General features: G+C 54.7%; 22 protein-coding genes. 13 read left to right on the forward strand and 9 right to left on the reverse strand.

The annotated features are described in order from the left end of the window. Positions 1-67: 67 nt before the first annotated feature. The 3 genes from ACKPCT_RS12630 (at position 68) to ACKPCT_RS12640 (ending at position 2,810) form a co-directional block, all read left to right on the forward strand. A complete protein-coding gene (locus ACKPCT_RS12630) occupies positions 68-850 on the forward strand; it encodes an oxalate:formate antiporter (RefSeq protein ID WP_090071174.1) in 783 nt (260 codons plus the stop codon). A 146-nt stretch (positions 851-996) separates the two neighbouring features. Continuing rightward, complete coding sequence (locus tag ACKPCT_RS12635; RefSeq protein WP_319567054.1) at positions 997-1,614, forward strand: rhomboid family intramembrane serine protease; 618 nt, start codon at positions 997-999, stop codon at positions 1,612-1,614. Positions 1,615-1,898: 284 nt separating this feature from the next. Continuing rightward, a complete protein-coding gene (locus ACKPCT_RS12640; RefSeq protein WP_090071178.1) occupies positions 1,899-2,810 on the forward strand; it encodes a LysR family transcriptional regulator in 912 nt (303 codons plus the stop codon). Positions 2,811-2,907: 97 nt separating this feature from the next. On the opposite strand, the gene ACKPCT_RS12645 is transcribed toward ACKPCT_RS12640, so the two are convergent. The 3 genes from ACKPCT_RS12645 to ACKPCT_RS12655 all read right to left on the reverse strand — a co-directional run bounded on the left by ACKPCT_RS12645 (position 2,908) and on the right by ACKPCT_RS12655 (position 5,795). Continuing rightward, positions 2,908-4,212 carry a TRAP transporter large permease gene (locus tag ACKPCT_RS12645; protein WP_090071180.1) on the reverse strand — a complete coding sequence of 435 codons (1,305 nt, stop codon included), beginning with the start codon at positions 4,210-4,212 and terminating at the stop codon, positions 2,908-2,910. Positions 4,213-4,219: 7 nt separating this feature from the next. Further along, complete coding sequence (locus ACKPCT_RS12650; RefSeq protein WP_244544643.1) at positions 4,220-4,738, reverse strand: TRAP transporter small permease subunit; 519 nt, start codon at positions 4,736-4,738, stop codon at positions 4,220-4,222. Between the two features lie 91 nt (positions 4,739-4,829). Continuing rightward, entirely contained in the window at positions 4,830-5,795 is a 966-nt protein-coding gene (locus ACKPCT_RS12655) for a TRAP transporter substrate-binding protein (protein WP_090071183.1), read from the reverse strand. Between the two features lie 337 nt (positions 5,796-6,132). Here ACKPCT_RS12655 and ACKPCT_RS12660 point away from each other — a divergent pair, with 337 nt between their 5' ends. The 5 genes from ACKPCT_RS12660 (at position 6,133) to ACKPCT_RS12680 (ending at position 10,655) form a co-directional block, all read left to right on the forward strand. Beyond that, positions 6,133-7,374 carry a pyridoxal phosphate-dependent aminotransferase gene (locus ACKPCT_RS12660; RefSeq protein ID WP_090071185.1) on the forward strand — a complete coding sequence of 414 codons (1,242 nt, stop codon included), beginning with the start codon at positions 6,133-6,135 and terminating at the stop codon, positions 7,372-7,374. After that, on the forward strand, positions 7,371-8,012 hold the full coding sequence (locus ACKPCT_RS12665; RefSeq protein ID WP_319567055.1) for an RraA family protein: 642 nt from the start codon (positions 7,371-7,373) through the stop codon (positions 8,010-8,012). The genes ACKPCT_RS12660 and ACKPCT_RS12665 overlap by 4 nt, the downstream gene beginning before the upstream one ends. A gap of 121 nt (positions 8,013-8,133) precedes the next feature. Continuing rightward, positions 8,134-8,793: a 5-oxoprolinase subunit PxpB gene (gene pxpB, locus ACKPCT_RS12670; RefSeq protein WP_319567056.1), complete on the forward strand. Its 660-nt coding sequence runs from the start codon at positions 8,134-8,136 to the stop codon at positions 8,791-8,793. Beyond that, a complete protein-coding gene (locus ACKPCT_RS12675) occupies positions 8,790-9,758 on the forward strand; it encodes a 5-oxoprolinase subunit C family protein (protein WP_319567057.1) in 969 nt (322 codons plus the stop codon). The genes pxpB and ACKPCT_RS12675 overlap by 4 nt, the downstream gene beginning before the upstream one ends. 135 nt (positions 9,759-9,893) lie before the next feature. Further along, positions 9,894-10,655, forward strand: a complete 762-nt coding sequence (locus ACKPCT_RS12680; RefSeq protein ID WP_319567058.1) for a LamB/YcsF family protein — start codon at positions 9,894-9,896, stop codon at positions 10,653-10,655. A 118-nt stretch (positions 10,656-10,773) separates the two neighbouring features. Here the strand turns inward: ACKPCT_RS12680 and ACKPCT_RS12685 are convergent, their stop codons facing one another. After that, positions 10,774-11,820, reverse strand: coding sequence for a LacI family DNA-binding transcriptional regulator (locus ACKPCT_RS12685; RefSeq protein ID WP_319567059.1), 1,047 nt, complete (start codon positions 11,818-11,820; stop codon positions 10,774-10,776). Positions 11,821-11,967: 147 nt separating this feature from the next. Here ACKPCT_RS12685 and ACKPCT_RS12690 point away from each other — a divergent pair, with 147 nt between their 5' ends. The 5 genes from ACKPCT_RS12690 to ACKPCT_RS12710 all read left to right on the forward strand — a co-directional run bounded on the left by ACKPCT_RS12690 (position 11,968) and on the right by ACKPCT_RS12710 (position 18,487). Beyond that, positions 11,968-12,906 (forward strand): carbohydrate ABC transporter permease, encoded by a 939-nt coding sequence (locus tag ACKPCT_RS12690; protein ID WP_319567060.1) that lies wholly within the window; start codon positions 11,968-11,970, stop codon positions 12,904-12,906. 11 nt (positions 12,907-12,917) lie between these two features. Then, on the forward strand, positions 12,918-13,793 hold the full coding sequence (locus ACKPCT_RS12695) for a carbohydrate ABC transporter permease (RefSeq protein ID WP_090071194.1): 876 nt from the start codon (positions 12,918-12,920) through the stop codon (positions 13,791-13,793). Positions 13,794-13,826: 33 nt separating this feature from the next. Then, positions 13,827-15,128, forward strand: coding sequence for an ABC transporter substrate-binding protein (locus ACKPCT_RS12700; RefSeq protein WP_319567061.1), 1,302 nt, complete (start codon positions 13,827-13,829; stop codon positions 15,126-15,128). Between the two features lie 148 nt (positions 15,129-15,276). Continuing rightward, the gene (locus ACKPCT_RS12705) at positions 15,277-16,359 is read left to right on the forward strand and encodes an ABC transporter ATP-binding protein (protein WP_090071198.1); all 1,083 of its coding nucleotides are present in this window, start codon (positions 15,277-15,279) and stop codon (positions 16,357-16,359) included. Positions 16,360-16,414: 55 nt separating this feature from the next. Further along, positions 16,415-18,487: an alpha-galactosidase gene (locus ACKPCT_RS12710; RefSeq protein WP_319567062.1), complete on the forward strand. Its 2,073-nt coding sequence runs from the start codon at positions 16,415-16,417 to the stop codon at positions 18,485-18,487. A 127-nt stretch (positions 18,488-18,614) separates the two neighbouring features. Here the strand turns inward: ACKPCT_RS12710 and ACKPCT_RS12715 are convergent, their stop codons facing one another. From ACKPCT_RS12715 to tsaA, 5 genes are all read right to left on the reverse strand, one after another. Further along, positions 18,615-19,193: an NADPH-dependent FMN reductase gene (locus ACKPCT_RS12715; protein ID WP_090071202.1), complete on the reverse strand. Its 579-nt coding sequence runs from the start codon at positions 19,191-19,193 to the stop codon at positions 18,615-18,617. A gap of 99 nt (positions 19,194-19,292) precedes the next feature. Continuing rightward, positions 19,293-20,879 carry a DHA2 family efflux MFS transporter permease subunit gene (locus ACKPCT_RS12720; RefSeq protein WP_319567063.1) on the reverse strand — a complete coding sequence of 529 codons (1,587 nt, stop codon included), beginning with the start codon at positions 20,877-20,879 and terminating at the stop codon, positions 19,293-19,295. Further along, positions 20,879-21,991: an HlyD family secretion protein gene (locus ACKPCT_RS12725; protein ID WP_319567064.1), complete on the reverse strand. Its 1,113-nt coding sequence runs from the start codon at positions 21,989-21,991 to the stop codon at positions 20,879-20,881. Before ACKPCT_RS12725 ends, ACKPCT_RS12720 begins: the two co-directional genes overlap by 1 nt. Before the next feature lie 103 nt (positions 21,992-22,094). Further along, on the reverse strand, positions 22,095-22,763 hold the full coding sequence (locus ACKPCT_RS12730) for a CerR family C-terminal domain-containing protein (protein ID WP_090071205.1): 669 nt from the start codon (positions 22,761-22,763) through the stop codon (positions 22,095-22,097). A gap of 211 nt (positions 22,764-22,974) precedes the next feature. Next, complete coding sequence (tsaA, locus tag ACKPCT_RS12735) at positions 22,975-23,430, reverse strand: tRNA (N6-threonylcarbamoyladenosine(37)-N6)-methyltransferase TrmO (protein ID WP_319567065.1); 456 nt, start codon at positions 23,428-23,430, stop codon at positions 22,975-22,977. Positions 23,431-23,472: the final 42 nt, after the last annotated feature.

The following is a 23,472-nucleotide window of genomic DNA, read 5'->3' on the forward strand; positions in this document are numbered from 1 at the left end:
CAGCGCACCTCGACCGCCTAACCGAATTTGCCCTCAGAAATCGACAGCCTAGCAACAGGATTTCACGATGGACTTTCCCAGTACAGCAACCCCAACACACCGCGCCTTTATCCGGCAGGCGATAGAAACGCTCAGCGCTGATGCACGCATCGTTGGCCTGGCCTGCTCCGGCTCCTACAGCGAAGATGCCCTTGATGCATACAGCGATCTCGATTTTGTGGTTGCCATCGCTCCTGATTGCTATACCGCCGTTGAGAATGAACGGCTGGAGATTGTCGCCCGTCTAGGGGATCTCCTCTCCGCTTTCACAGGGGAGCATGTGGGCGAGCCAAGGCTGGTCATCGCGCTTTTTGGGCCGGACGGCCTGCATGTGGATTTCAAATTCGTCAAAGTTGCAGATGCCAGCAATCGTGTGGACGAACCAACGGTCCTATGGGAAAGAGACAACCAGCTTTCCGACGCGCTCAAAAAGGGCGTTGGCGCCTATCCACGGCTTGATGAACAATGGGTCGAAGACCGATTCTGGACATGGATTCATTACTGCGCTGGCAAAATAGGCCGCGGCGAATATTTCGAGGCAACGGATTTTCTAGGCTTTCTGAGAGGGCAGGTTTTGGGACCACTGGCGTTGCAGCAGGCCGGTTTTGAAGCCAGAGGTGTCAGAAAAATCGAGCTTCTGCTGCCTGATTTTGCAGACCGGCTCCGTGAGACGGTAGCCCAACCGGAAAAAGTGCCGCTACTGTCCGCCACCGAACATGCCATCGTGCTTTACAAAGCCATAAGAAGCCCGGATGTGACGGCCCGCAAGAGAGCCGAGCAAGTTGCTCTCAAGGCACTGCGAACCATCTAATCCGGTTCGGAGTGCCTTTATTATCCTTTTTCTGTCTTGAGCAACACCGATGCGACGCGCTCTGAGCGCGATTTGCGCTTCATACCCCAAAATAAACAAAATCACATATACATTCTAGGTTCTCTGAAGACATTCCGGATATTCAAATGCGCCAAATCCTTAAGCTTTCCATCAAACCTGCATCCATGGTGCTATCCTTGGCGACCATCGCAGCTTCAGTCTGGGTTGCCTATGACGCAACTGGAAGCCTGTTTAGCACGGTCAGGGTTTCTGCACTCAGGGGCTATGGCGCGACAACTTTTGCAGATATTGCAAATCTTGAACTATGGCGATTGATTACTGCCCAGCTCATTCATGTTAAACAAGGCCATATGCTCTATAATGCGGTTTGTCTTTTGCTTGTTGGCAGTCTGGTTGAGAGCAAGTTAGGCTCACTGCGGACACTCGCTATTTGGCTATTTGCAGGAGGACTGGCCACATATGTCAGCCCGATTGGGATAAAGGCGCCCTGGGACGCTGGAACCGGAGCCTCTCAAGCCGTCTTTGCGTTGGCTGCTGTTGCTCTCGTTTTGATCTTTCAGCGCAATGTCAATCGGATGCGCGGGGCTGTTTTGGTCGCCTTTTCGTTGGTTCCCGGATTGGCGCTTGATTTCATGACTGCGGGTTACCCTAAGCCCGGGCATGCGGTGGCGCTTTTTCTGGGTGGTCTGTTGGGCTTGATTTTTCATGTCCGCACATGCCCAGAGGATCGAGAGCCGGGATAAAACTCCAAGAGACGACGCACATTGTCTCAAGGCGTCAATCATCTCTGCGAGCAATTCGATAGGAGACGCAGTCTGAATGGCCACGCTCTTTGCTGCAGATGCGCCGAGAGGCGATCCCTTTATTAAACCAGCATACCATTCCAATTATTGATACAATACCATCATATTTAATCACTTATTCTCATTATTAACTCGTGCTATCATGTCGAGAAATTTTAGACACAATGACACTGCTTGCAGATCGCCCCCCCCCAAGCAGTCGACACGATAGGACATCGCACGCCTTGATTACCTTCAAGCAGCTGGAAGCAATCTATTGGATCGCTGAACTTGGAAGCTTTGCCGCTGCGGCGGACAAGTTGAACACCACGCAGTCTGCTGTCTCGAAACGGGTTCAGGATTTCGAGCTGCTTTTCAATGTGGCGATTTTTGACCGGAGCAAGCGGTCTGCACGCCTCACCGAAAAGGGGGCCGAAGCGCTGGATTATGCCAGAGGGTTGCTGGAAGGGCGAGACACGTTCATAGAACGGATCAGCTCGCAGGATGTTCTCATCCGCCAATTTCGTCTTGGCGTAACCGAATTGACGGCAATGACCTGGTTGCCCAATCTGGTCAAGAGCATCAAGGCAGACTATTCCGGCATCAACATCGAGCCTGTTGTCGAATCCAGTTCAGCTCTGTTTGACAGACTTATGGAAGACACGATCGACATGATCGTCATTCCCGATGTCTTCAACGATTCCCGATGCGTTTCAGAGCCTCTGGGGCTGGTTGAAAATGCATGGATGTGCTCTCCCGATCTGGATGACTCCGACACCCCTCTCTCTTTGTCGGATCTGGCCAATTTCACGATGCTCGTCCAGGGCAACAAATCCGGAACCGGGCTTGTTTATGGCAGGTGGCTCTCAAGTCAGGGTATCACACCCTCCAAGACCATCAACTGCGAAAGCCTGTTGGCACAAATCGGCTTCACGATGTCCGGTCTGGGGGTGAGTTATCTACCGATCGCTGCTGTGCGCTCTCTCATTCAGGCTGGAAGTCTGAGGCGCTTGGTCATGCAATCGCAGATGCCACATGTACGCTATGCCCTGCTCTATCGGCATGACCGTCTGTCGCAATTCAAACTGCGAGTTGTGGAGTTGGCACAGGCCCATTGCGATTTCACTGTCTCGCCGATCTATGGCGCAACGATCTGAGCTGCCTATAGCCATTTATTCAAAACAAAAGGGTGAGCCGACAATCGGCCCACCCTTTTTGCATTGCTTACCCATTTTGGATTGTTCAGCGCCTTCTTCAGGCCATCACCAGATTGGGCAGGAAGCTGATAATTTGCGGGAATAGGGCCAGCAGCAAAACAAAAGCCATCATGATCAGGAAGAATGGCAATGCCGCTTTCACCACTTCACCAAGTGGCTTTTTGGTGATGCCTTGCAACACGAACAGGTTCATGCCTACAGGTGGAGAGATCTGGGCCAGTTCCACCATGATCACAAGGAAAATACCAAACCAGATCTTGTCATAGCCTGCTGACTGCACCAGAGGCAGCACGATTGGAATGGTCATGACGATCATGGACATCCCTTCAAGGAAGGTTCCAAGGATCATGTAGATGACGATCAGCAGCAGGATCAAGGCAAATGGAGCAAGATCCATCTGTGTCACGATACGTGAAATCGTGGTGGGAATCGCCAGAAAGCCCATAGCTACAGAGAGGAAGGAAGCCGCTGCGACGATCAACCCCAACATGGAGACCGTGCGAGAGGTGCCAATTGCTGCATCCTTGAGGTTGGCAATGGTCAGGGAGCGCTCAAATGCCATGATAACGACGGTTGCTACCACAGCAAAAGCTGCCGCTTCTGTCGGGCTGGCAAGGCCGCCATACATGGAGCCAAGAACAGCCGCGATCAGCAAAAGAAAGGGCAACAACAGCGGAAGCTGCTTGAAACGCGCACGCCACAAGTCCGGCTTGCTCATTGGCTCAGCCTTGCCAACCATGCCCGGATTCAACTTGGTGACGATTGCAACATAGCCCATGAACGCAACACAGAGAAAGATGCCGGGAATGATGCCTGCAGCAAACAGCTTGAGCACCGATGTGCGCGACAGCACGCCATAAATAATCATGACGATGGACGGCGGAATGAGAAATCCGAGCGTACCGGCTCCGGCCAGTGTGCCGATAGTCATGCGTTCATCATAACCACGCTGGCGCAATTCGCCGACGGTGATCCGGCCGATGGAGCTGGTAGTGGCAGCAGAGGAGCCCGAAATCAGCGCAAACAGGGCACAGCCGATAATGTTGGTATGCAACAGGCCACCGGGCAGATTGCGCAACCAGGGTTCGAGAGCACCAAAAACGCCATCGATAAACTTGGAGCGATAGATTAGCTCGGCCATCAGAATGAAGAGAGGCAGGGCCAGCAATTCAGCCGAGGACAGGCCGTTCCAGATGGATTGAGAAAAGAGCTTGTCAACGGGCACATTGCGGAAGACCTCAAGGCTAATCAGGCCGATTCCGGCAAGACCAAGGCCAATCCAGACGCCAGACCCCAGAATAACAACAAGCAGAACGAGAGGGAGAATAACAGAAGCGGGCATGGGCTCTTCAATCCATAATCGGGGCTGGGGCGTCTTCGCCTGTCGTATCAAGATCAGGCGCTTCGCCAAGGACAAGCCGCAGGGCGCGCAGGAGAATCTGCAGCGTCATCATGGAGGCTCCGAAGGCGATGATCGTGGCGGGGATTGCAAGCGGGGTATCAGTCACTGAACCGCTCGTCCGGCCGCTGGCATAATAGCTCCATGCCAGTTTGATGAGAGCACTGCTCATATAGGCTGAGATGGCAAGGCCGAACAATGTTGCAACCCATTCCCCCAATCGCGGCAACTTGCCCAGCAACAGGGTAACGCGGATATGCCCTCCGGTGCGCAAGGTCCAGCCAGCGCCCAGAAAGACTGCCGCCATATGGGCAAAGACGCTCACTTCCCAGACATAGTGCAAGCTGATGTCTGCAAATTTACGCAGAAAGATTTCGGCAACGATCAGCAGGGCCATGCATCCGAGCATAATGCCGGACAAAAGCGAAAGCCCCATGGAAAACCGATCTATGGCTCTCAAGATTTTCACAATGCTACTCCCGGTGTGAGAGTGTTTTATAAGGATTGAGGCGAATGACAGAGCACTCGCCTCAATTGGCTGGTTTATTGTTGCCGGGCTTTTATTTAGCTTTGAAACCTTCGACAACGTCCTTGGCTTTTGCACCCATCTTTTCGATTGCAGCGGCGCGCAGTGGTTCTGCCCGTTCGGTCAGGATTGCACGCAACTCATCAGAGATCGGAGCAAGGGTCATGCCCTGTTCTGCGAGGATTTTCATGTTTTTAGTGTCTTCATCCTGCGCAGACTGCCAAAGAGCTGGCTGCATTTCGTTTGCGATGGATGTCAGAGCCTTCTGGTCTTCATCGCTCAAACCGTTCCAGCTGTCCATGTTTACCGTCATGGCATTCATGTTCCAGGTCTGGCGTGTCGGGAAGCCATAGTCCAGGAATTCCCAGAAGGAACCGTCTACAGCAGACGGAGACGAGGTTGCCACAGCGTTGATGGTGCCTGCTGCGAGAGACGGAATAACTTCCCCCCAAGGCAGCTGAACCGGAGTCATGTCAGCGGAGGCGAACACGTCGGTGGAAGAGCGGTCATAAGAGCGGATCTTCATATCCTTGATGGATGCCAGATCGGTCACTTCGCTTTTGGTCCAGATCTGCTGCTGTGGCCAAGGAATGGTGTAGAGCAGTTTTTGGTTGTTTTTCGCAAAGATATCTTCCAGGTCGGCGCGGAAATATTTCTCAAAAGCCTGCAATTCTTCAAACGAAGACAGGAAGTAAGGCAGAGACGTCAGGCCGAGCATTGGCTCATCACCGATCTGCTGGTTCATCAGCATGTCGCCGATCGGCACAAGGCCATCGCGCACAGCACCCAGCATTTCCGGGCCCTTGAAGCCAAGGGAGCCACCGGTGTGCAAGGTGATGTCGACGCGCCCTTCGGTTTCTTCGCGAACGCGGTCTGCGAAGGACTGAGCGCCTACGCTGATATAGTTGTCGGCAGGCCATGCCAGAGGCAGATCCCAATTGTCTGCCAGAGCGGGAGAAGTGGCCAGGAGCAAAAATGCCAAACTACTGCGGGTAATCATAGGAGTGTCTCCTCAGGTGCTGGTGTTATTTTGACTTGATCACATACTTGCCACATTGAGCAACAAAAGAAAGCGAATTAAATTCGGCTCTTCTCATGAGAAAAAGGAATTGATAGTGAGAAAATTACTGATCTATCACTTTTCTACTGAAGCGAGAACAACAACGACATAGACAACGCAATCCATAAGTCTTTCCACATCCTACCTTTTTAAACAACAGATCCGCAATTCTCCTATGCATTCCCAAAATTGATCCTTTCGAATAATTTTAATTCGCTTTTTTTGCTGAGACTTGCCGCCTACCTTCTTGGCAAATTTGTCTAAGAGGTCTAATCGCATGTCGATCACAATTTCGCAAAAAGTTCGCAAGCTGCGACCTTCCGCGAGCATTGCTGCCAAACAGAAAGTGGATGAGCTGCGCGCTCAGGGTGTCGAAATTCTGGACTTTTGCCTTGGCGAACCAGACTTTGACACGCCCGCACATATTATCGAAGCAGCTCATCAGTCGATGCTGTCTGGAGACACCCACTATACGGGGTCGCAAGGAACTCCGGCACTGCGGCAAGCTATTGCCGACAAGCTCAAGCGGGACAATGGTATCAACGTTCCGGCGAGCCAAATTGTGGTGGCAAATGGCGCAAAACAGCTGATTTTCGACATTTTTTCTGCCACTCTTGATCCAGGCGACGAGGTGATTATCCCTGCGCCCTACTGGGTGAGCTATCCGGACATTGTTTCTCTTAACGGTGGTGAGCCGAAGATCGTCGCTTGTGGCCCGGAAACGGGTTTCAAGCTGACGCCGGATATGCTCGAGGGACTGATTACCAGCCGCACCCGCTGGTTGATCATCAACTCGCCGTCAAACCCGACCGGTGCCGTTTATACCCGCGAGGAATGGCTCGACTTGATCGAGGTGCTCAAAAAGCATCCGCAGGTCGGCATAATGACTGACGAAATCTATGAGCATATCGCTTTCGAGGGCGTAAAAAACCATTCCCCGATGGCCGTTGATCCTTCGGTCGCTGACCGTTGCGTCATTGTGAATGGTATGTCCAAGGCCTATGCCATGACTGGATGGCGCATAGGCTACGCCGTCTGCCCGCCTGAACTGGTCAAGGCAGTCGTCAAGCTGCTTGGACAGAGCACCACTTGCGCTTGCTCCTTCTCTCAATCGGCAGCAACGGTCGCGCTAAACGCCGATCAATCCTGTGTTGACGATATGGTGGTGCTCTATACAAAGCGACGCGCAGCCATTGTCGATGGCCTCAACGCAGTCCCCGGCATCCGCTGCAAGGCACCGGATGCAGCTTTCTATGTGTTCCCGGATGTTCGCGCCCTTCTGGGCAGCAAGACGGCTGCCGGAGAACGGATTGAAACAGATCTGGACTTGGTCAACTACCTTCTTGAAGAGGCCCATGTCGCCCTCATGGACGGCACATCCTATGGCCTTCCCGGCTTCCTGCGTCTCAGCTTCGCGGCCTCAGAAAAGGTCATCGCCGAGGGCATGACTGCCATTTCCAAGGCCGTGTCAAAACTACAGTTGGCTGACAACCCAACAAATCAGGAGGCGGCCCAATGACCGCGTTGAGCAAGACCGAAATGGTCCCGAGTGAAGACAAACTGGACCACCTCATTGCCGAGTTTGCAACCTGTGCAGTCGCCAATGTCAGCGACAATCTGGACCGTCTGAGAGGCGCCAAGGGCATCAAGCCGTTCCATCGGGCTGGCGTCATGGTCGGCCGTGCGCTTACAATCAAGGTTGTGCCGGGCAGCAATGGCTTCATCCATCGAGCACTGGACATTGTAAAACCGGGCGAAATTCTCGTTGTCGATGGTGGCGGCTATTGCGACCGGGCTCTCATCGGCGAAATCATGGTGGCCATTGCCAAGTCGCGTGGGGCTGCGGGCTATGTGATTGATGGTGCGATCCGCGACATTGACAATATTTCGAGCAATGACTTTCCGGTGTTCGCGCGTGATTTTATCCATATGGGCCCCTACAAAGACGGTCCGGGAGCCATCAACATTCCGGTCAGCATCGGCGGCATGATGGTGCATCCGGGTGATATCATCATGGGGGATGCCGATGGCGTCGTAGCCATTGCGCCGCAAGAAGCCGAAACCCTTCTGGCCAATACGCGCGCCCAGCAGAAAAAGGAGGAAGAAATTCTTGCTTCCGTGGCTGCAGGCACGTACACCGGAGCCTATGCAAAGTAGGGAAAGTCACTAAGATTCCTTGGTAAAGCTCTCAATCAATGGGTTCCCCAATAGCGCGTTTGTGCCTGACAGACACGGGCACAGACGTCCAAGCCGAAAGCCACCTTCTGTGAAAGAAACAATGCCGTCCTCCGTATCCATAAGCATCTCCCATATGGGGGCCACCGCTTTGCTGGTGCAGTCAGGCGGCCCTCTTTCGGTTGATGTACAAAGCCGCTATTGGGCGTATGATCAAGCCTGCAAAGCGCTTGAAGGCGTGGTTGAGACCGTATTGGGCATGCATTCCCTTCTGGTCTATCTGACACCCGACTGCGACCCGATGCGCATGAAGGTTGAGCTTGAACAGCTTTGGCAGCGGACAAAGCCGCGCCAGATCGAAGGGCGCCTTGTCGAAATCCCGGTTATCTATGGCGGTGAGACGGGCATGGATCTGAGCGAACTGGCAGACTCTTGCAGCCTCAGTGTTGATGAGGTCGTCGCCCTACACTCGGAACCGGACTATGTCGCCTTTGCCCTCGGTAGCCAGCCCGGATTTGTCTATCTTGGTGGCATGAATCCGAGATTGACCACGCCTCGCCGTGCCCAGCCCCGTTTGAGTGTGCAAGAAGGCAGTGTGGTGATCGGAGGCGCTCAGGCCGGCGTCATCGCCAAGACATCTCCTTCCGGATGGCATGTTATCGGCAAGACGGAGCTTTCCTTCTTTGACGAAACCAAACAGAGCCCTTCCCTCATCATGCCCGGAGACAGGATCCGGTTCGTTATTCAGGAGATGATAGCATGATCGAGATCTCTGCGCCGGGTCTGCTGGCAACCATACAGGATCTCGGACGCCCCGGCTTCGGATCACTCGGTGTTGGCCGCAGCGGTGCGATGGATGCATTGGCGTTGCGTATTGCCAACGCCATGTTGGGCAACGAAGAAACCGCCGCAGGCATAGAGATCACCTTGGGTGGATTTGAATGTCGCATTCTGGAACCGGTTGACATCTGCCTAGCCGGAGCCGACTGCAAGGCCATGCTGGATGGCAAGCCGTTGCCGCGCTGGTGGGTGCAAAGCCTGCGCCCCGGCCAGACCCTCAAGATGGGCTTCTGCACCAGTGGCATGCGCAGCTATCTGGCTGTGCGGGGCGGGTTGAATGTTCCTGAAATCCTAGGTTCACGCGCAACTGATATGAAAGGCGGCTTTGGCGGTCTTGAGGGGCGAGCCCTGCAAAGGGGAGACCGCCTCGCAGCGCTTCATAAAGCCACTCTTTCGCCTCCCCTTGCCTTTGGCTTGAGCCCGACTATCTGGCAATCCTTGTTTGAAAGCACGGCTATTCCTCAGCCCCTACACTTCATTCCGGCAGCAGAATGGGGAGATTATGACCGGGAAAACCAGACGCTGTTTACAGAGCAGGCCTGGCAGATTTCACAGGACAGCAACCGCATTGGCTATCGGCTCGAAGGGGAAGAAATCATCCCCATGGAGCGCAAGGAATTGTTGTCACACGGTATTTTGCCCGGCACCATTCAGCTTCCTTCTTCCGGCAAGCCTGTCATTCAGCTGGCTGATGCCAATACAGCGGGTGGATACCCCAAACTGGGTGTCGTGATTGAAGCAGACCTGCCACTTCTGGCACAGTCAAGGCTTGGCAGCACAGTGCGCTTTGTGCCTTGCGCTTTGGAGGAAGCAAAGGCGGCAACCGAAAAGCAAAATCGGATGCTGGATGAAATCAGGACCTGCGCAGCATTCCATTTGGCGCCCTAACCAACGGGCTCTTTGTCTTCAAGAGTGGCTTGTGCAGCTTTGGTCGGTCCTGCACCACTCTTTACTACCATATAGACCAGCCCCGGGTATCTGGAATAAACAAACAACACCCCGCCTTCACTAGGGAGAGTTCTGATGAAAAGCATTGATGTCAATTCCGATCTTGGTGAAGGATTCGGTCCTTACCGTATTGCGCCAGATGCCGATCTGATGCCGTTGATCACATCGGCCAATATTGCCTGCGGTGCCCACGCTGGCGATCCCCTGATCATGGATGAAACCGTTTCCCTTGCGCAAACAAACAAGGTGCGGGTCGGGGCTCATATTGGCTATCCAGATCGAGAGAATTTCGGCCGCCGGATGATGACAATGACGCTCAAAGAACTTGAGTTGATGACCGTCACCCAGCTTGGTGCACTTGCTGCCATTGCCGCACACCGCGGTGCACAGCTCACCCATGCCAATTTCCATGGGGCACTGGGGAACTTGTCCTTTGCGGACGCCGATGTTGCGCGGACACTCATCAAGGCCATGAAGTCCTTCGATCCCTCCCTCAAATTTATCGGGCTGGCCGACACCGAGGCCTCTCGCATAGCCGAGGAAGAGGGAATAGAGGTTGTCTACTCCTTCCTGGCTGATCGGGGTTATTCTGCTCCGGGCCGTCTGGCGCCGCGCGGCACAGCTGGTGCATTGCTGCATGAGCCTGAAGATATCCGCCTCAGAGTTGCCGAAACCCTGTCATCGGGCAAGCTGAAGCTCACGACGGGGGAAGCCATTCCTGTCAAGATCGATTCCATTCTGGTCCATAGCGATACGCCCAATGCCCTGAAACTGGCCCACGCCATTCGTCAGGGTATCGCAGATGCCGCCTTCGAAATCGCCTCCTACGCGATCTGATCGCCCGGAGTATCAATGCCGAGAAGGTTGCTCTCAAGGCGCTATAGCATCTAGTCCGGGTCGGAAGGTCTTTCCATCAGCCTCTCCCGGCTCCTCGGTCTATGGGGACCAAAGGCTTTTACAAATCGGAGGCCTGCATTCGCGCTTTGGCTGTTGAGTCGCGCAAAACCACTTGCGAAGGCAAGACAAGCCGCTTTTGCGGTATCGTCTCACCCTTCAACCGTTTGACCATAAGGTCCGCTGCAAGCCGGCCCTGATGGTCCGCATTCATTTTTACGGTCGTCAAGGGGGGCGAGATGAAGCCCGAGAAGGGCAGATCATCATAGCCAACAACGGATACATCGCCGGGCACCGACAACCCAAGGCTATTGAGCGCCCCGATCACGCCCAGCGCGATGGTGTCATTGCCTGCAAATATGGCCGTCAATCGTGGCTGCCGCTTCATCAGGCGCAGGGTTGCGTTATAGCCGCTCTCTGCACTGAAATCGCCGAACTCGATGCAATCGGCGTCGAGCATTATCCCGCTTTTTAAAAGCTCTTGGCGCAGCTCCTCCAAACGGGAATCGGTCGCGGAAAAGCCCGAGGGCGAAAAGGGAACGCTGCCGATATTCCGGTGTCCCAAATCCACGATATGGCGCACTGCCTCCGTTGTGCTGTCACTGGTGCAGGTCGTCACACTCAGCTCTTCGGGATGTCCGATCGAGCCGATCTGCACAACGGGAAAGCCGCTATCCAGCAAGGCATGAAGATCCTTGTCTTCGACATGAGGGCTGAGCACCATCAGCCCGTCTATGCGATGGGAAAAGACCAGATCCGTATAGGGATTGACGCCCTTCTTCCGTTCGAAGGTCTCCAATAGCAGGCTGTAACCCGCCTCTTTCAGAACATCGGCAATCGCGTAATGCAATATGGGGATATAGGCATCCACACGGATGGAGCGCGTTTCCGTGATCACCAGACCGATCGTATCCGTTCGCCCCTTGCGCAGCATGAGCGCCGCAGAATTGGGACGATAGCCCAGAATGCGCGCTGCTTCACGCACGCGCTCCTTGGTTTCTTCGCTGAGACTGACGGCATTTGAACCGTTCAGAACCAGAGACACGGTCGAACGGGAAACGCCGGCCAGTTTGGCCACATCATGGCTGGTGACAGATTTTGCTTTCATTCCAACTGGATACCATACTAACGCGTGTTAGTCGAACTTTTTTCATTGACAGATGCAAATTCAAAACTACACTAACACGTGTTAGTATGGCTTGGCTGGGGATAGAGGAACCCTACAATCCAGCTCAGCATTCAAGATGGGAGGAGCATGATGACCCGACGAAGTACCGATAAAACGGTCAACGCGGACAAAGAATCAGGTCTGTTTGGAAACAGGCTGCGCAGGAAGGAAGCCCTGACGGGCTATCTTTTCATTTTGCCAGCCCTTATCGGCCTGATTGCCTTTTTTGCTTTTCCTACCATCCGGGCCGCGCAAATCAGTCTGACCAACTGGAACCTGATGCGCCCGGCGCACTGGATCGGGTTTGATAACTACGGCAAACTCTGGGCCGATGGGAAATTCTGGGACTCCATGCAGATCACGTTGCTCTATGTGATCTACAACATCCCCTTGCAAACAGCGCTTGGCCTGATCATTGCCGTGCTCGCAGACAGGCTTGCCAAGTCGGTTCTGTTCCGGGCCGTGATCATAGCGCCCTATCTCATTTCCAACGTGGTGGCCGGTCTTGTCTGGCTGCTCATGCTGGACCCGCTAATCGGCCTGACCAACACTTTTCTTACCGGCATCGGCATCCCACCACAATCCTTTCTCAGTTCACCCGATCAGGCGCTCATTTCTGTCGCCGGCATCTCGATCTGGCGCCATGTGGGCTTCACTGCCCTGCTCTTCTATGCCGGTCTTCAGTCAATCCCACGCGATCTCTATGAAGCGGCGCGGCTGGATGGTGCCAGCGAAAGTGCCATGTTCCGCATGATCACGCTGCCGCTGTTGCGCCCCGTCATGGTGTTTGTGCTGGTGACCAGCGTGGTCGGGTCTTTCCAGGTGTTCGATGTGATCGCCGTGACCACGCAAGGGGGGCCTGCCAACTCCACCCGCGCCGTGCTCTGGTACATCTATGAGAATGCCTTCCAGTTCAGCCGCATGGGCTATGCCTCAGCCATGTCCATGGTGCTGTTTGTCTTCCTCATTTTGGTAACGCTGTTGCAGATGCGCCTGCTGCATGCTGACCGTTCGGATCTGGGATAGGGAGAAGCCTCATGTCAAAGAAACTCAACCTGCCCAAATTGTTCGGCTATGCGGGCCTTGCCATTTTCTGCATCATCTCACTGTTGCCCATCTGGATGGCGCTCAAAACAGCGATCACCATGCCCTCAGATGTCTTTTCCACGGCGAATAGTCTATGGGTCAACAATCCGGTCTTCGGCAATTTCCTGCGCGTTTTGGGCCTGCCCAGTGATGTACCGCCGCCTGCCAACTCAGGATCGCCAATCAACTTCATGATCGCCCTTCGAAACAGCGTGGTCTATACCGGCCTTCTTGTCACCGGTCAGCTCTTCTTTTCGTCACTGGCCGCCTATGCCTTTGCACGTCTGCGCTTTCCCGGACGGGATGCGCTCTTCTACAGTTTCATCGCGGCGACGATGATCCCTTCGATCGTGCTGTTCATTCCCAATTTCATCCTGATCCGCCAGTTGGGCCTGCTCAACAGCTTTGCGGGCATGGTGGCTCCCAACATCCTGATGCTGCCTTTCGCAGTCTTTTTCCTGCGTCAGTTCTTCCTTTCAACCCCCAAGGAGCTGGAAGAAGCAGCGCGGCTGGATGGCCTGAGCTGGTTCAAGGTCTATTGGCATATCGCCCTGCCGCTACAGCGCGGACCGCTGGCCACACTGGCCATCCTGCTTTCCATTCAGGCCTGGAATGACTTCTTCTGGCCGTTCCTCGTGGGCCAGAAAGAAAATGTACAGGTGATGGCCGTTGCCCTCGCCAACTATCAAAGCCAGACCGGACAAGGTCAGCCGGATTGGACCGGCCTGATGGCCGCCGTGATGCTATCGATCATTCCGGTGCTGATCCTGCTCGTTTTCTTTGGTCGCCGTATCGTGGAATCCTTGCAAACAAGCGGCATGAAATAGGCCGATATTCGAATTTTCTAGGGAGAGAGAATTATGAAGAACCTAACGAACTATCTTCTTGTGTCCGCAGCCATTCTGGCTCCGACAACCGTTTTTGCGCAAGACACCGTGCGCTACTGGATGTGGGATGGGCAACAGGCACCTGTCTATCAGCAGTGCGCGAATGACTTCGAGGCACTGAACAGCGACATCCATATCGAGATCACGCAAACGGGCTGGGATCAATATTGGACGAACCTGACGACCAGCTTCATTTCCGGTGATGCCCCTGACGTTTTCGTCAATCACCTGATGCGCCTGCCAGAATTTGCCGCCAACCAGATGATCGAGGATCTCACTCCGCTTCTTGCTGACGCCTCCTATGATACATCGGGCTATCTGCCGGGCTTGCTGGAGAACTGGTCCAAGGATGGCGCAATCTACGGTCTTCCCAAAGACTGGGCAACCGTCGCTGTCGCCTATGACCGGGACAAATTGAAGGCTGCCGGTCTTCAGCCATCTGATCTGGCTGACATGAACTGGAACCCAGAAGATGGGGGCAGCTTTCAGAAGATCATCGCACATCTCACCGTGGACACCAACGGCAAGCGCGGAGATGAAGAGGGCTTTGACCCCAATTCCATTGCCACCTTTGGCCTCGTTCTCAACCCGCTCAGCCCGCAAGGGGAAACCGAATGGGCCTATCTGGCAGCCAGCACGGGCTGGAGATTCATCGATGAGCCATGGTCGACCCACTATAATTTCGATGATCCCCGCCTCGCCAAAACCCTGACATGGATTAGGGATCTTGCTCGCGTTCACCACCTGATGCCGACAGTGGAGCAGACGGGACGCCTGGGGGCAGAAACGCTGATGTTCTCCGACAAGGGAGCCATGACAGTGACCGGTTCGTGGCTTGTGGGCCTCTACCACCAGTCAAAGCCATCGGTTGCCTTTGCCCCCATTCCTGCCGGGCCACAAGGGCGCAAAACCATGTTTAACGGGCTGGCGGATTCCATCTGGACGGGCAGCCCAGTCAAAGATGCCGCATGGAAGTGGGTGCAATATCTCGGCTCTGATGCGTGTCAGACAACCGTTGCCAAAGCGGGCGTGGTCTTCCCTGCCCAGCAGGACCAGATAGAGACTACCGTCAAGGCCTTCGAGGACAAGGGCGTCGATGTCTCTGCCTTCACCAAGGTTGCCACTGAAGAGACCACGTTTGCTCCGCCGATTACCGACTATGGCAACGAGATTTCCTCCATCGTGAAAGCAGCCCTCGAAAGTGTCATGCTGGGGCGGGAAAATCCCGAAGAAATCCTTACCGATGCCAATGAAGAGGTTAACAGCCTTTTCTGATCGTTCGATCTTTGCAGGGAGCAGCATCGTCTGGGGGCGGCGCTGCGCCCCATCGCGGCCGGATAGCCTTCTGTCCGGCCGCACCCAGCCCCATTATTTCAGCCGGAGCCCGAAGTGCAATCCGGTCAGGCCAACCCGGGAGGAGAGCATGTCCAGTCTGGAACTCAAGGATGTCAACAAACGCTATGGCGAAGCCCATATCATTCACGACGTCAACCTGAAAATCGAAGCCGGAGAGTTCTGCGTTTTCGTTGGACCTTCGGGCTGTGGCAAGTCAACATTGCTACGTATGATCGCCGGCCTTGAAGACATTTCAAGCGGTTCACTGGCCATCGGTGGTGAGCCAATGAATGATGTGGATCCGGCCAAGCGCGGTGTCGCCATGGTGTTCCAGAGCTATGCGCTTTATCCCCACATGACGGTGCGCGAAAATATGGGCTTTGGTCTGCGATTTGACAAAACCCCCAAGGAAGAAATCACTCGCCGGGTCAATGAAGCTGCCGATGTGCTCGAACTGGATGGCCTGCTGGACCGAAAACCGAAGGCCTTGTCCGGCGGTCAGCGTCAGCGAGTTGCCATCGGTCGCGCCATTGTGCGCAAGCCCAATGTCTTCCTGTTCGATGAACCCCTTTCCAACCTTGATGCGGAATTGCGGGTCAATATGCGTGTCGAGATCGCCCGCCTGCATCAAGAGCTGGGCACGACAATCATCTATGTCACCCATGATCAGGTGGAAGCCATGACATTGGCAGACAAGATCGTTGTTTTGCGCGCGGGCTGTATTGAGCAGGTCGGAGCCCCCCTCACCCTGTATGATGATCCGGACAATCTTTTCATTGCCGGTTTCATAGGTTCGCCCAAGATGAACTTTCTTGAAGCCACGGTGCAGGCCGTGACGAGCCAGCGTGTAACGCTTCACCTTGATGGGGTCGAGGCGACGCCTTTCACCATGGAACTTAAAGGGGCTTTGCCTGCTGAGGGAGACAAGCTGACCGTTGGTGTCCGGCCTGAGTTTCTTTCTCCGGAAGGGTCCGTGCAGCTAAAGCTCACCACAGACATCGTCGAGCATCTGGGCGGTGAATCCTACATTTACGCCCGTACGCAGACCGGTCAGCGCATCGTCATGAAGCTGGCCGATGCCCGCCAGTTCAAAACGGGTGAAGCCATAGTGGCAGCCTTCGATGAGGAAAAGGCCTTCCTGTTCGACGCTGCGGGCATGCGCCTGCGCTAGCTGCCAACACGCCCTGACAACCCGATACTCAAGAGCAACCAAAGCGGACTGATCCATGACTTCCATCCATCATAGACTGGATACGCCAACCCAAACCCTTGTCCTGCGTATAGAAGATAACCGTATGGCAGAGGCCATTTATTGGGGGGAGCGCCTGCCCGACGCAGAGGATCTGGCACAATTGTCAAAGGCCCATGCGATTGATCTGGGCGGTGGCATGCTGGATGCAACCATTCCACTTTCCATCTGCCCGGAAGCCAGAGCTCCTTTTCCCGGTCAGGTCGGGCTTTCTCTCTCAAGCGGAGAAAAGACCATTCTGCCTCGCTTCAGGTTTGAAAAGGCCGAGCGCGGCGAAGGGTTACAGCTCTTCTTTTCTGACGCCATACATGGGTTGCGCTATGTCGCGCAGTTTGCCCCGATTGGCGATGTCATCATTGCTTCGGCCGCTCTCTCGTCAGACGCCCCTGTTCTCTGCCACTGGCTGGCTGCGCCGGTTCTGCCAGCGCCACATATGTCTGATGACATCCTCGACTGGCATGGAACATGGCTCAAGGAATTCCAGCGCCAGAAGACGCCCTGGTCGGCAGGCATCCGTATGCGAGAGGCCCGAACGGGCCGCTCAGGCCATGAGCATCCACCAGTTGCCATGATCCCGCTTCGTGGCGCCACCAGAACACAAGGCCATGTTCTCGCTCTACAACTTGCCTGGTCCGGAGGGCATCGCTTCATTGCCGAGGAACTCCCTGACGGGCGGCGGCAACTTCAGATGGGCCGAACCTGGGACTCAGAAGGATATGGCACCCAGTTTCACTCATCCGAGCTGATCCTTGCCTGCTCCAGCGAAGGAGAAGCCGGCATAGCCCGCGCCTATCAACGCTATATTCGGGATCATGTGGTGACATGGCCAGCCCCGGACCGCCCTCGCCCGGTGCATTATAACTGCTGGGAAGCGATCTATTTCGAGCATTCCCTTGAAGCCCTGTCCCAGATTGCCGAGCGTGCTGCGGCGCTGGGGGCCGAACGCTTCGTGCTCGATGATGGCTGGTTCGGCCAGAGGGATGATGACACCAGCTCGCTGGGAGACTGGACGATCGACACCAGAAAATGGCCAGATGGTCTTACTCCGCTCATCGACAAGGTGCATGCCGAAGGCATGGCTTTTGGCCTGTGGGTGGAGCCGGAAATGGTCAATATGGACAGCGATCTGTATCGCGCCCATCCGGACTGGCTGCTTGGTCCGGCTGATCAGCTGACCGGACGTTTCCAGCATCTGCTCGATCTTTCCAAACCAGCGGTCCGCGACTATCTGTTTTCTGCACTCAGTGATCTTCTGGAAGCGTACGAAATCGATTATCTCAAATGGGACCACAATCGGCTGTTACCCGTGGTGACATCTGCCCAGACCGAAGGGGTCTATGCCCTTCTTGATCAGCTTCGGGCTGCTCACCCCATGGTGGAGATAGAAAGCTGTGCGTCAGGCGGCGGTCGCATCGATGCAGGCATTCTCGCGCGCACCCATCGGGTATGGCTATCCGATTCCAACGATGCCATTGAACGCCTGCGCATCCAGCATGAGGCCGCCCTCTTCATTCCTCCCGCGGTAACCGGAAGCCACGTCGGCCCGCGTAAATGCCACTCTTCGGGACGGATCTTGCCGATGTCTTTCCGGGCATGGGTGGCCGCCGAGCGCCATATGGGCTTCGAAATGGATCCAAGGGAGCTGACAGACGAAGAATTTACCATTCTACAGCGCGTCACCAACTGGTGGAAGGCAACGCGCGACTGGCGCATGAAAGGGTATGTGCTCCCGCTTGAAAGCGACGATGACTCCGTCATTTCAGAGCTTCAGATGGCCAATGACGGAACGCGTTTTGTCCTTTTCGCGGGCCGCTTTGCGACGCCGCGTCACACTTTGCCACTTGCCCAGAGGCTGGCTGGCCTTGACCCTGATGCCCTCTATCGGGTGCGCCTCATCAACCCGGAAGACCGGCCGCCACAATCACGCGGTCACACAGCTCTGGTTGATGGTGCGTTGGTCCTTTCCGGCACCGCCCTGATGACTCACGGCCTCAACCTACCTCTCTCCTGGCCAGCAACCATGTGGGTGGTTGAGGGAGAAAAAATCTAGATCCCGGACATAACTAGCCCCTGTGGCTTCCACCAAACCGGAAGCCACAGGGGCTGTCTGTTTGTGAGCTTGCTCGTTTGCCAGAGTATCAGGCAACGCAGCCAAGTTCCCCGGCAAGCCCATGAATTCAGGCTGTTTTCGCTGACTTTTCAACCAGTTTTTCAAGCATGGTTGTCAGCATACTGTCGGCAAATGGCACCTTCAGTTCGCCCTCTTCATCAAAGGCTTCATGGGCGGAGGCAATAGAAACCATTTCCGGCAAGACATGAGCTCCAACACCGAGTTCAAGGAAGCCACGCAGAGCCATCAGACCGCGATAGCCCCCGAAACCGCCCGGAGAAGCGCTACTGATGGCGTAGACCTTGTTGCCAAAGATGGCAGCCTTGCCGCCATTTTCAGGAACACGAGACAACCAGTTCAGTGTGTTGACCAGAAGCGGGCCAATGCTTGAATTGAATTCCGGGCTCGTAACAACAACGCCATCATGATCAGCAATGATCTTGTGCAGTTTTCTGGCCGCCTCCGGCACACCCTGCTGTTCCTCGATATCGCCGCAATAGATGGGCAATTCATAATCTTTTAGATCGACACGGGTGACAATGGCACCATTCGCTTCAAGACGCTTTTGCGCCAGGTTGGCCAGTTTAGCATTGAAAGAGCCAGTTCGAACGGAACCGGCAAAAACGACTATCTTCACTTGTGACATCAATTACTCCGTTCAACCGAAGCAGATTGCATCTCTTCGAGACATTGCTTCGGGCTTTACATTTCAGAAGGCGCCCTGAGGAGCACCCTTTATATCGTCTCAATGCCCGCCAGACACGGCCGCTCTTGGTTTGGCCAAAAGAAAGGTCAAGGGCATGATAAGGATGAAAATGGCCGCTAAGAGCAGGAACACATCGTTCCAGGCCATAATGGATGCCTGTTGCTGTATCTGAAGAGTTAGCTGACGGAAAGCGGCTTCTTGAGCTGTTCCACCGATGGTTGGAAATTGTGCAAAATATCGCGTCATATTTTGCATTTGGCTCACGAAAAGCTGGTTCGTATCGGACATCTTCTCGACGATCCACCAATAGTGCCGGTCATAACGCCCATCCCACTGTGTGTTGATGAGAGCAAGACCCACCGCTCCCCCCATATTGCGGAAGACATTGAACAGGCTGGAGCCCATATTGACGAGATGTCTGGGTAAGGTGCCCAAGGCCACGGCGGTAATGGTAACCAGATTGAGTACCAGCCCGAAGCCTCTTGTGGCCTGCGGCAAGACAAGCTGGTCAAAGCCAACCTCGGTGGTCATGTGGCTGTTGAGATAGAGACCACAGCTGACAATAGCGAATCCGACCAGCAGGATCTTGCGCGGATCGACTGTGTGCCCGATCTTGCCTGCAATAGGAGCCCCGATGAACATAACGGTTCCGGTTACAGCCATGACCTCTCCCACTTGCAGAGAGCTGTAGCCACGGACATGGGAAAGGAACTGGGGCAGCATGTAGGTTTGCCCGATCAGGCACATGCCCAACACAAAGGACAGAATGCAGCCAATGGTGAAATTCCGGTTTCCAAATGTCCTCAGCTCTATGACCGGATGCTCGATGGATGTCTCCCGCCAAATCAACAGGATGCCGGACACGGCCGATAGAATGGAAAAGCCCACGATCATCCGGCTTTCGAACCAGTCATTGCGCGCCCCTTCATCAAGGACAAATTCCAACGCGCCCAGAAATCCGGCCACAAGCAAAATGCCGATGAAGTCGATCTTGTAGACAAGACGCCAATTGGGCCGATCAAAATCGACAATGATCGGCACGAGAATGGTGATCAGGATCCCCGGCCCAACATTGGCCAGAAACAGCCAATGCCATGAAAACATGTCGGTCAGATAGCCGCCAAGCGTTGGTCCCAGTGCGGGCGCAACAGAGGCCGTCAATCCGGTCACGACCGTCCCCATGATGCGTTTTTCGGGTGGCAACAGCTTGTAAATGGAGGCGAACACAGTCGGAATCATGGCGCCTCCCAGAAATCCCTGCATCGCTCTGAAAACAAGCATTGATGAAGTATCCCACGCCATGGCGCAAGCAAGGCTCATGATGGTAAAGCCGGCTGACGAGGCCGCGAAAAGCCAGCGCGAAGACATCACCCGGGCCAACCAGCCCGAGAGCGGAATCATGACCACTTCGGCCACCAGATAGGCTGTCTGCACCCAGGTAATTTCATCGGCCGAGGCGGAAATGCCCGCCTGAATTTGCGGCAGCGAGCTGGCCACCACCTGAATATCCAAAATCGCCATGAACATGCCGATCACCATCAGGAAAAAGCCAAATAGCCCTCCCTTTGGTTCCACATCGTCATGCGGGGCGGGAGATGGAGCCGCCTTGTCTGCAGTCTTGGCCATCAGTCCTCATCCTGATGGGTGTCGACCTCAACCACCACGGAGGTTCCCGGACGTAAGGCAGGGGCCTCGCCTGTATCCGGTGTGTCGATGAGGATCTTAACGGGAATACGCTGAACGATCTTGGTGAAATTGCCGGTCGCATTTTGTGGCGCCATAAGCGCGAATTCCGAACCGGTTGCAGGAGAAAGGCTATCGATATGCCCTTTCAACTCGATGCCTCCCAACATGTCCGCGCTAACAGAAACCTTCATGCCTTCTCGGAAATGACGCACCTGAGTTTCCTTGAAATTGGCCTCAACATAGATATCCTGCAAGGGAACCAGACTGAGCAGCCTGGTGCCCGTGGTTACATATTCCCCCTGATCAATCCCCCTGTTGCCAATCACGCCGTCATACCCGGCCCGGACTTCGACATGGGCCAGATCGTTTTTGGCAAGCTTGAGTGTCGCCTGGGCATCGGAAACAGACGCCAGCCTTTGTTGGCGCTGGCTAGCGAGTACATCAAATTGCCCCTTGGCCAACTTGAGCGCTGCAGAGGCTTTGTTGAAGGCGGCTTCAGCAGCTTCCAGATTCATGTCATTCTGCTCGACAGTCACCCGGGTCGCAGATCCTTTGGCCAGCAGTCTACGTCCACGCTCAGCATTCGCTCTTGCAAAGGTGAGCTGCGCCTTTGCCGATGAGAGGTCCGCCTCGGCAGACATCACTTGTGTATGTTGCAACCCGATCTGTTCATCGAGATTGGCCAGCGCAGCCTCTGCCGATGCCAGACCCGCCTTCGCCTGATCCTGTTTTGCCAGATAGGCCGTGTCATCAATCCGCACCAGAAGATCTCCCTTCTTCACGGGGCGGTTATCCTCGATGGGAATGGACTGGACGGAGCCAGATACCTCAGCCGAATAGGTGATGATATCAGCGCGCACATAGGCGTCATCCGTGCTTTCGACAAAACGGCCGACCGTCCACCATTCATATCCCAGCCAAGCGGCAACCACGAGGACAGCAAGGCCGATGACCTTGAAAATTGTTCGTCGCTTGGCCCCGGGCCTTGATTGCCCTGAAGGGGCGCGTTCTTCGCGTTGTGCCGGATCGGCGGGGGACTTTTCTGCGCTCATTTTTCCAGCTTCCTTATCCGTCGGAGAAGAGGCATCTCGGTCTCGGTCATGCTTATTTGCCTTCATCCTCTCGTGAATTTTCCGACCACCAGCCCTCAGGCCCTTATATCGCGTGCATTTCGCCTTCCGCCCTCAGAGCATCAAGAATAGCTTTGCAATGGGCTTGCAGCGTTTGTTCAATGCTGGCAGCATAATCTTCAGTGATCGCATTCCATCCCATGATGCGCAGAGCACTTTGGCGGGAAACCCGGAACATCAACCCCTGACCGAACATCAGCAAAAAGCGCATGCGAGCTTGCTCGTCACTGATTGCACCGTTCGAGATGCGCGTAATCAATGCAATAATCCGGTCCGCAATGGGCCGGAAGGTTCGCTCGTAGAGAATGTCAAACGCTTCTGTCGGTTGCATTTGCTCGCGCATGACAAACAGCGACATGGCATCACTATCGGGGGAAAGAAAATACCGCAGATAGGTGACAAGAATCGTTTCCAGCTCTCTGCATGCCGCATCAACCGTCAAATCGGTCGCTGGAACTGCGCCCGTAAGAGCGGCACTCAGCCTTTCACCGATAATCGACCCGGCATATTCTGCGGTTGCCAGATACAGGCCAAGTTTACCACCATAATGATAGTCGATTGCAGACACGCTACTGCTGGCGGCCTTGGAAAGAGAGCGGATGGAAACCCCTTGGAATCCATTTTCGCCAAACTGCCTAAGCGCCACCTGCAACAGGCGTGCTTCGGTCTTTTCTGCTTCATGGTCATCGGGCATCTGGTTTCCTACACGCAATTAGATCGTTCGTTCTAATTTTTAGACATAAATTAGAACGAACGATCTAGTCAATAAATTCTATTGCGCTTAGAAGCATTTCTGCTGGGAAAGAAACGGAAAAGGCAGGAATGGCCCTTCCAATAGAATGGCCTCGCAGCTTATTCCTAAGAAATGGCGATAAGAGAATGATGCTACCTTGCCACTCCAGACCTCAGTGCTTATGTGCCCATGGCAAAGCATCGGTCGCTCCTTCAGGAGCATCAATCATCGGGACATAGATCTTGATATCAAGCAGCGGCGTGCCATCGATGCAATCAAGCCCACTGACCGTCAGTTTCGTGCCTTCAATCGCGAGGATCTTGACGGCACTCAGAGCAATCGGGTTGGGCCGATGGGGCGAACGTGTGGCAAAAACACCATATTGCTTTTCAGCATTGGGCGGAGTCGTCTGCAATTTTGTTCTATCGGCCTTGTCGAACCAATAGAGCACGGCAATATGGCGCCCGACCTCAAGACCCAGAAAGGCATCGGCAAAAGCAGGATCGACCTCGATCACGCTTTCACTCTCGTTAAAGCGGCTGTTGCGCGGGCATTCTTCGCGACTTTTGAAGCCGGTCCATATTTTGCCAATCGGTTGCAGGGTGAATGGGGGGAGCTGTTCTGACATGGTTCTCTTCCTTTCTTTCCATCAAACTTTCACATAACGGCG

Source organism: Cohaesibacter marisflavi (assembly GCF_963665895.2).
Classification (GTDB): domain Bacteria; phylum Pseudomonadota; class Alphaproteobacteria; order Rhizobiales; family Cohaesibacteraceae; genus Cohaesibacter; species Cohaesibacter marisflavi.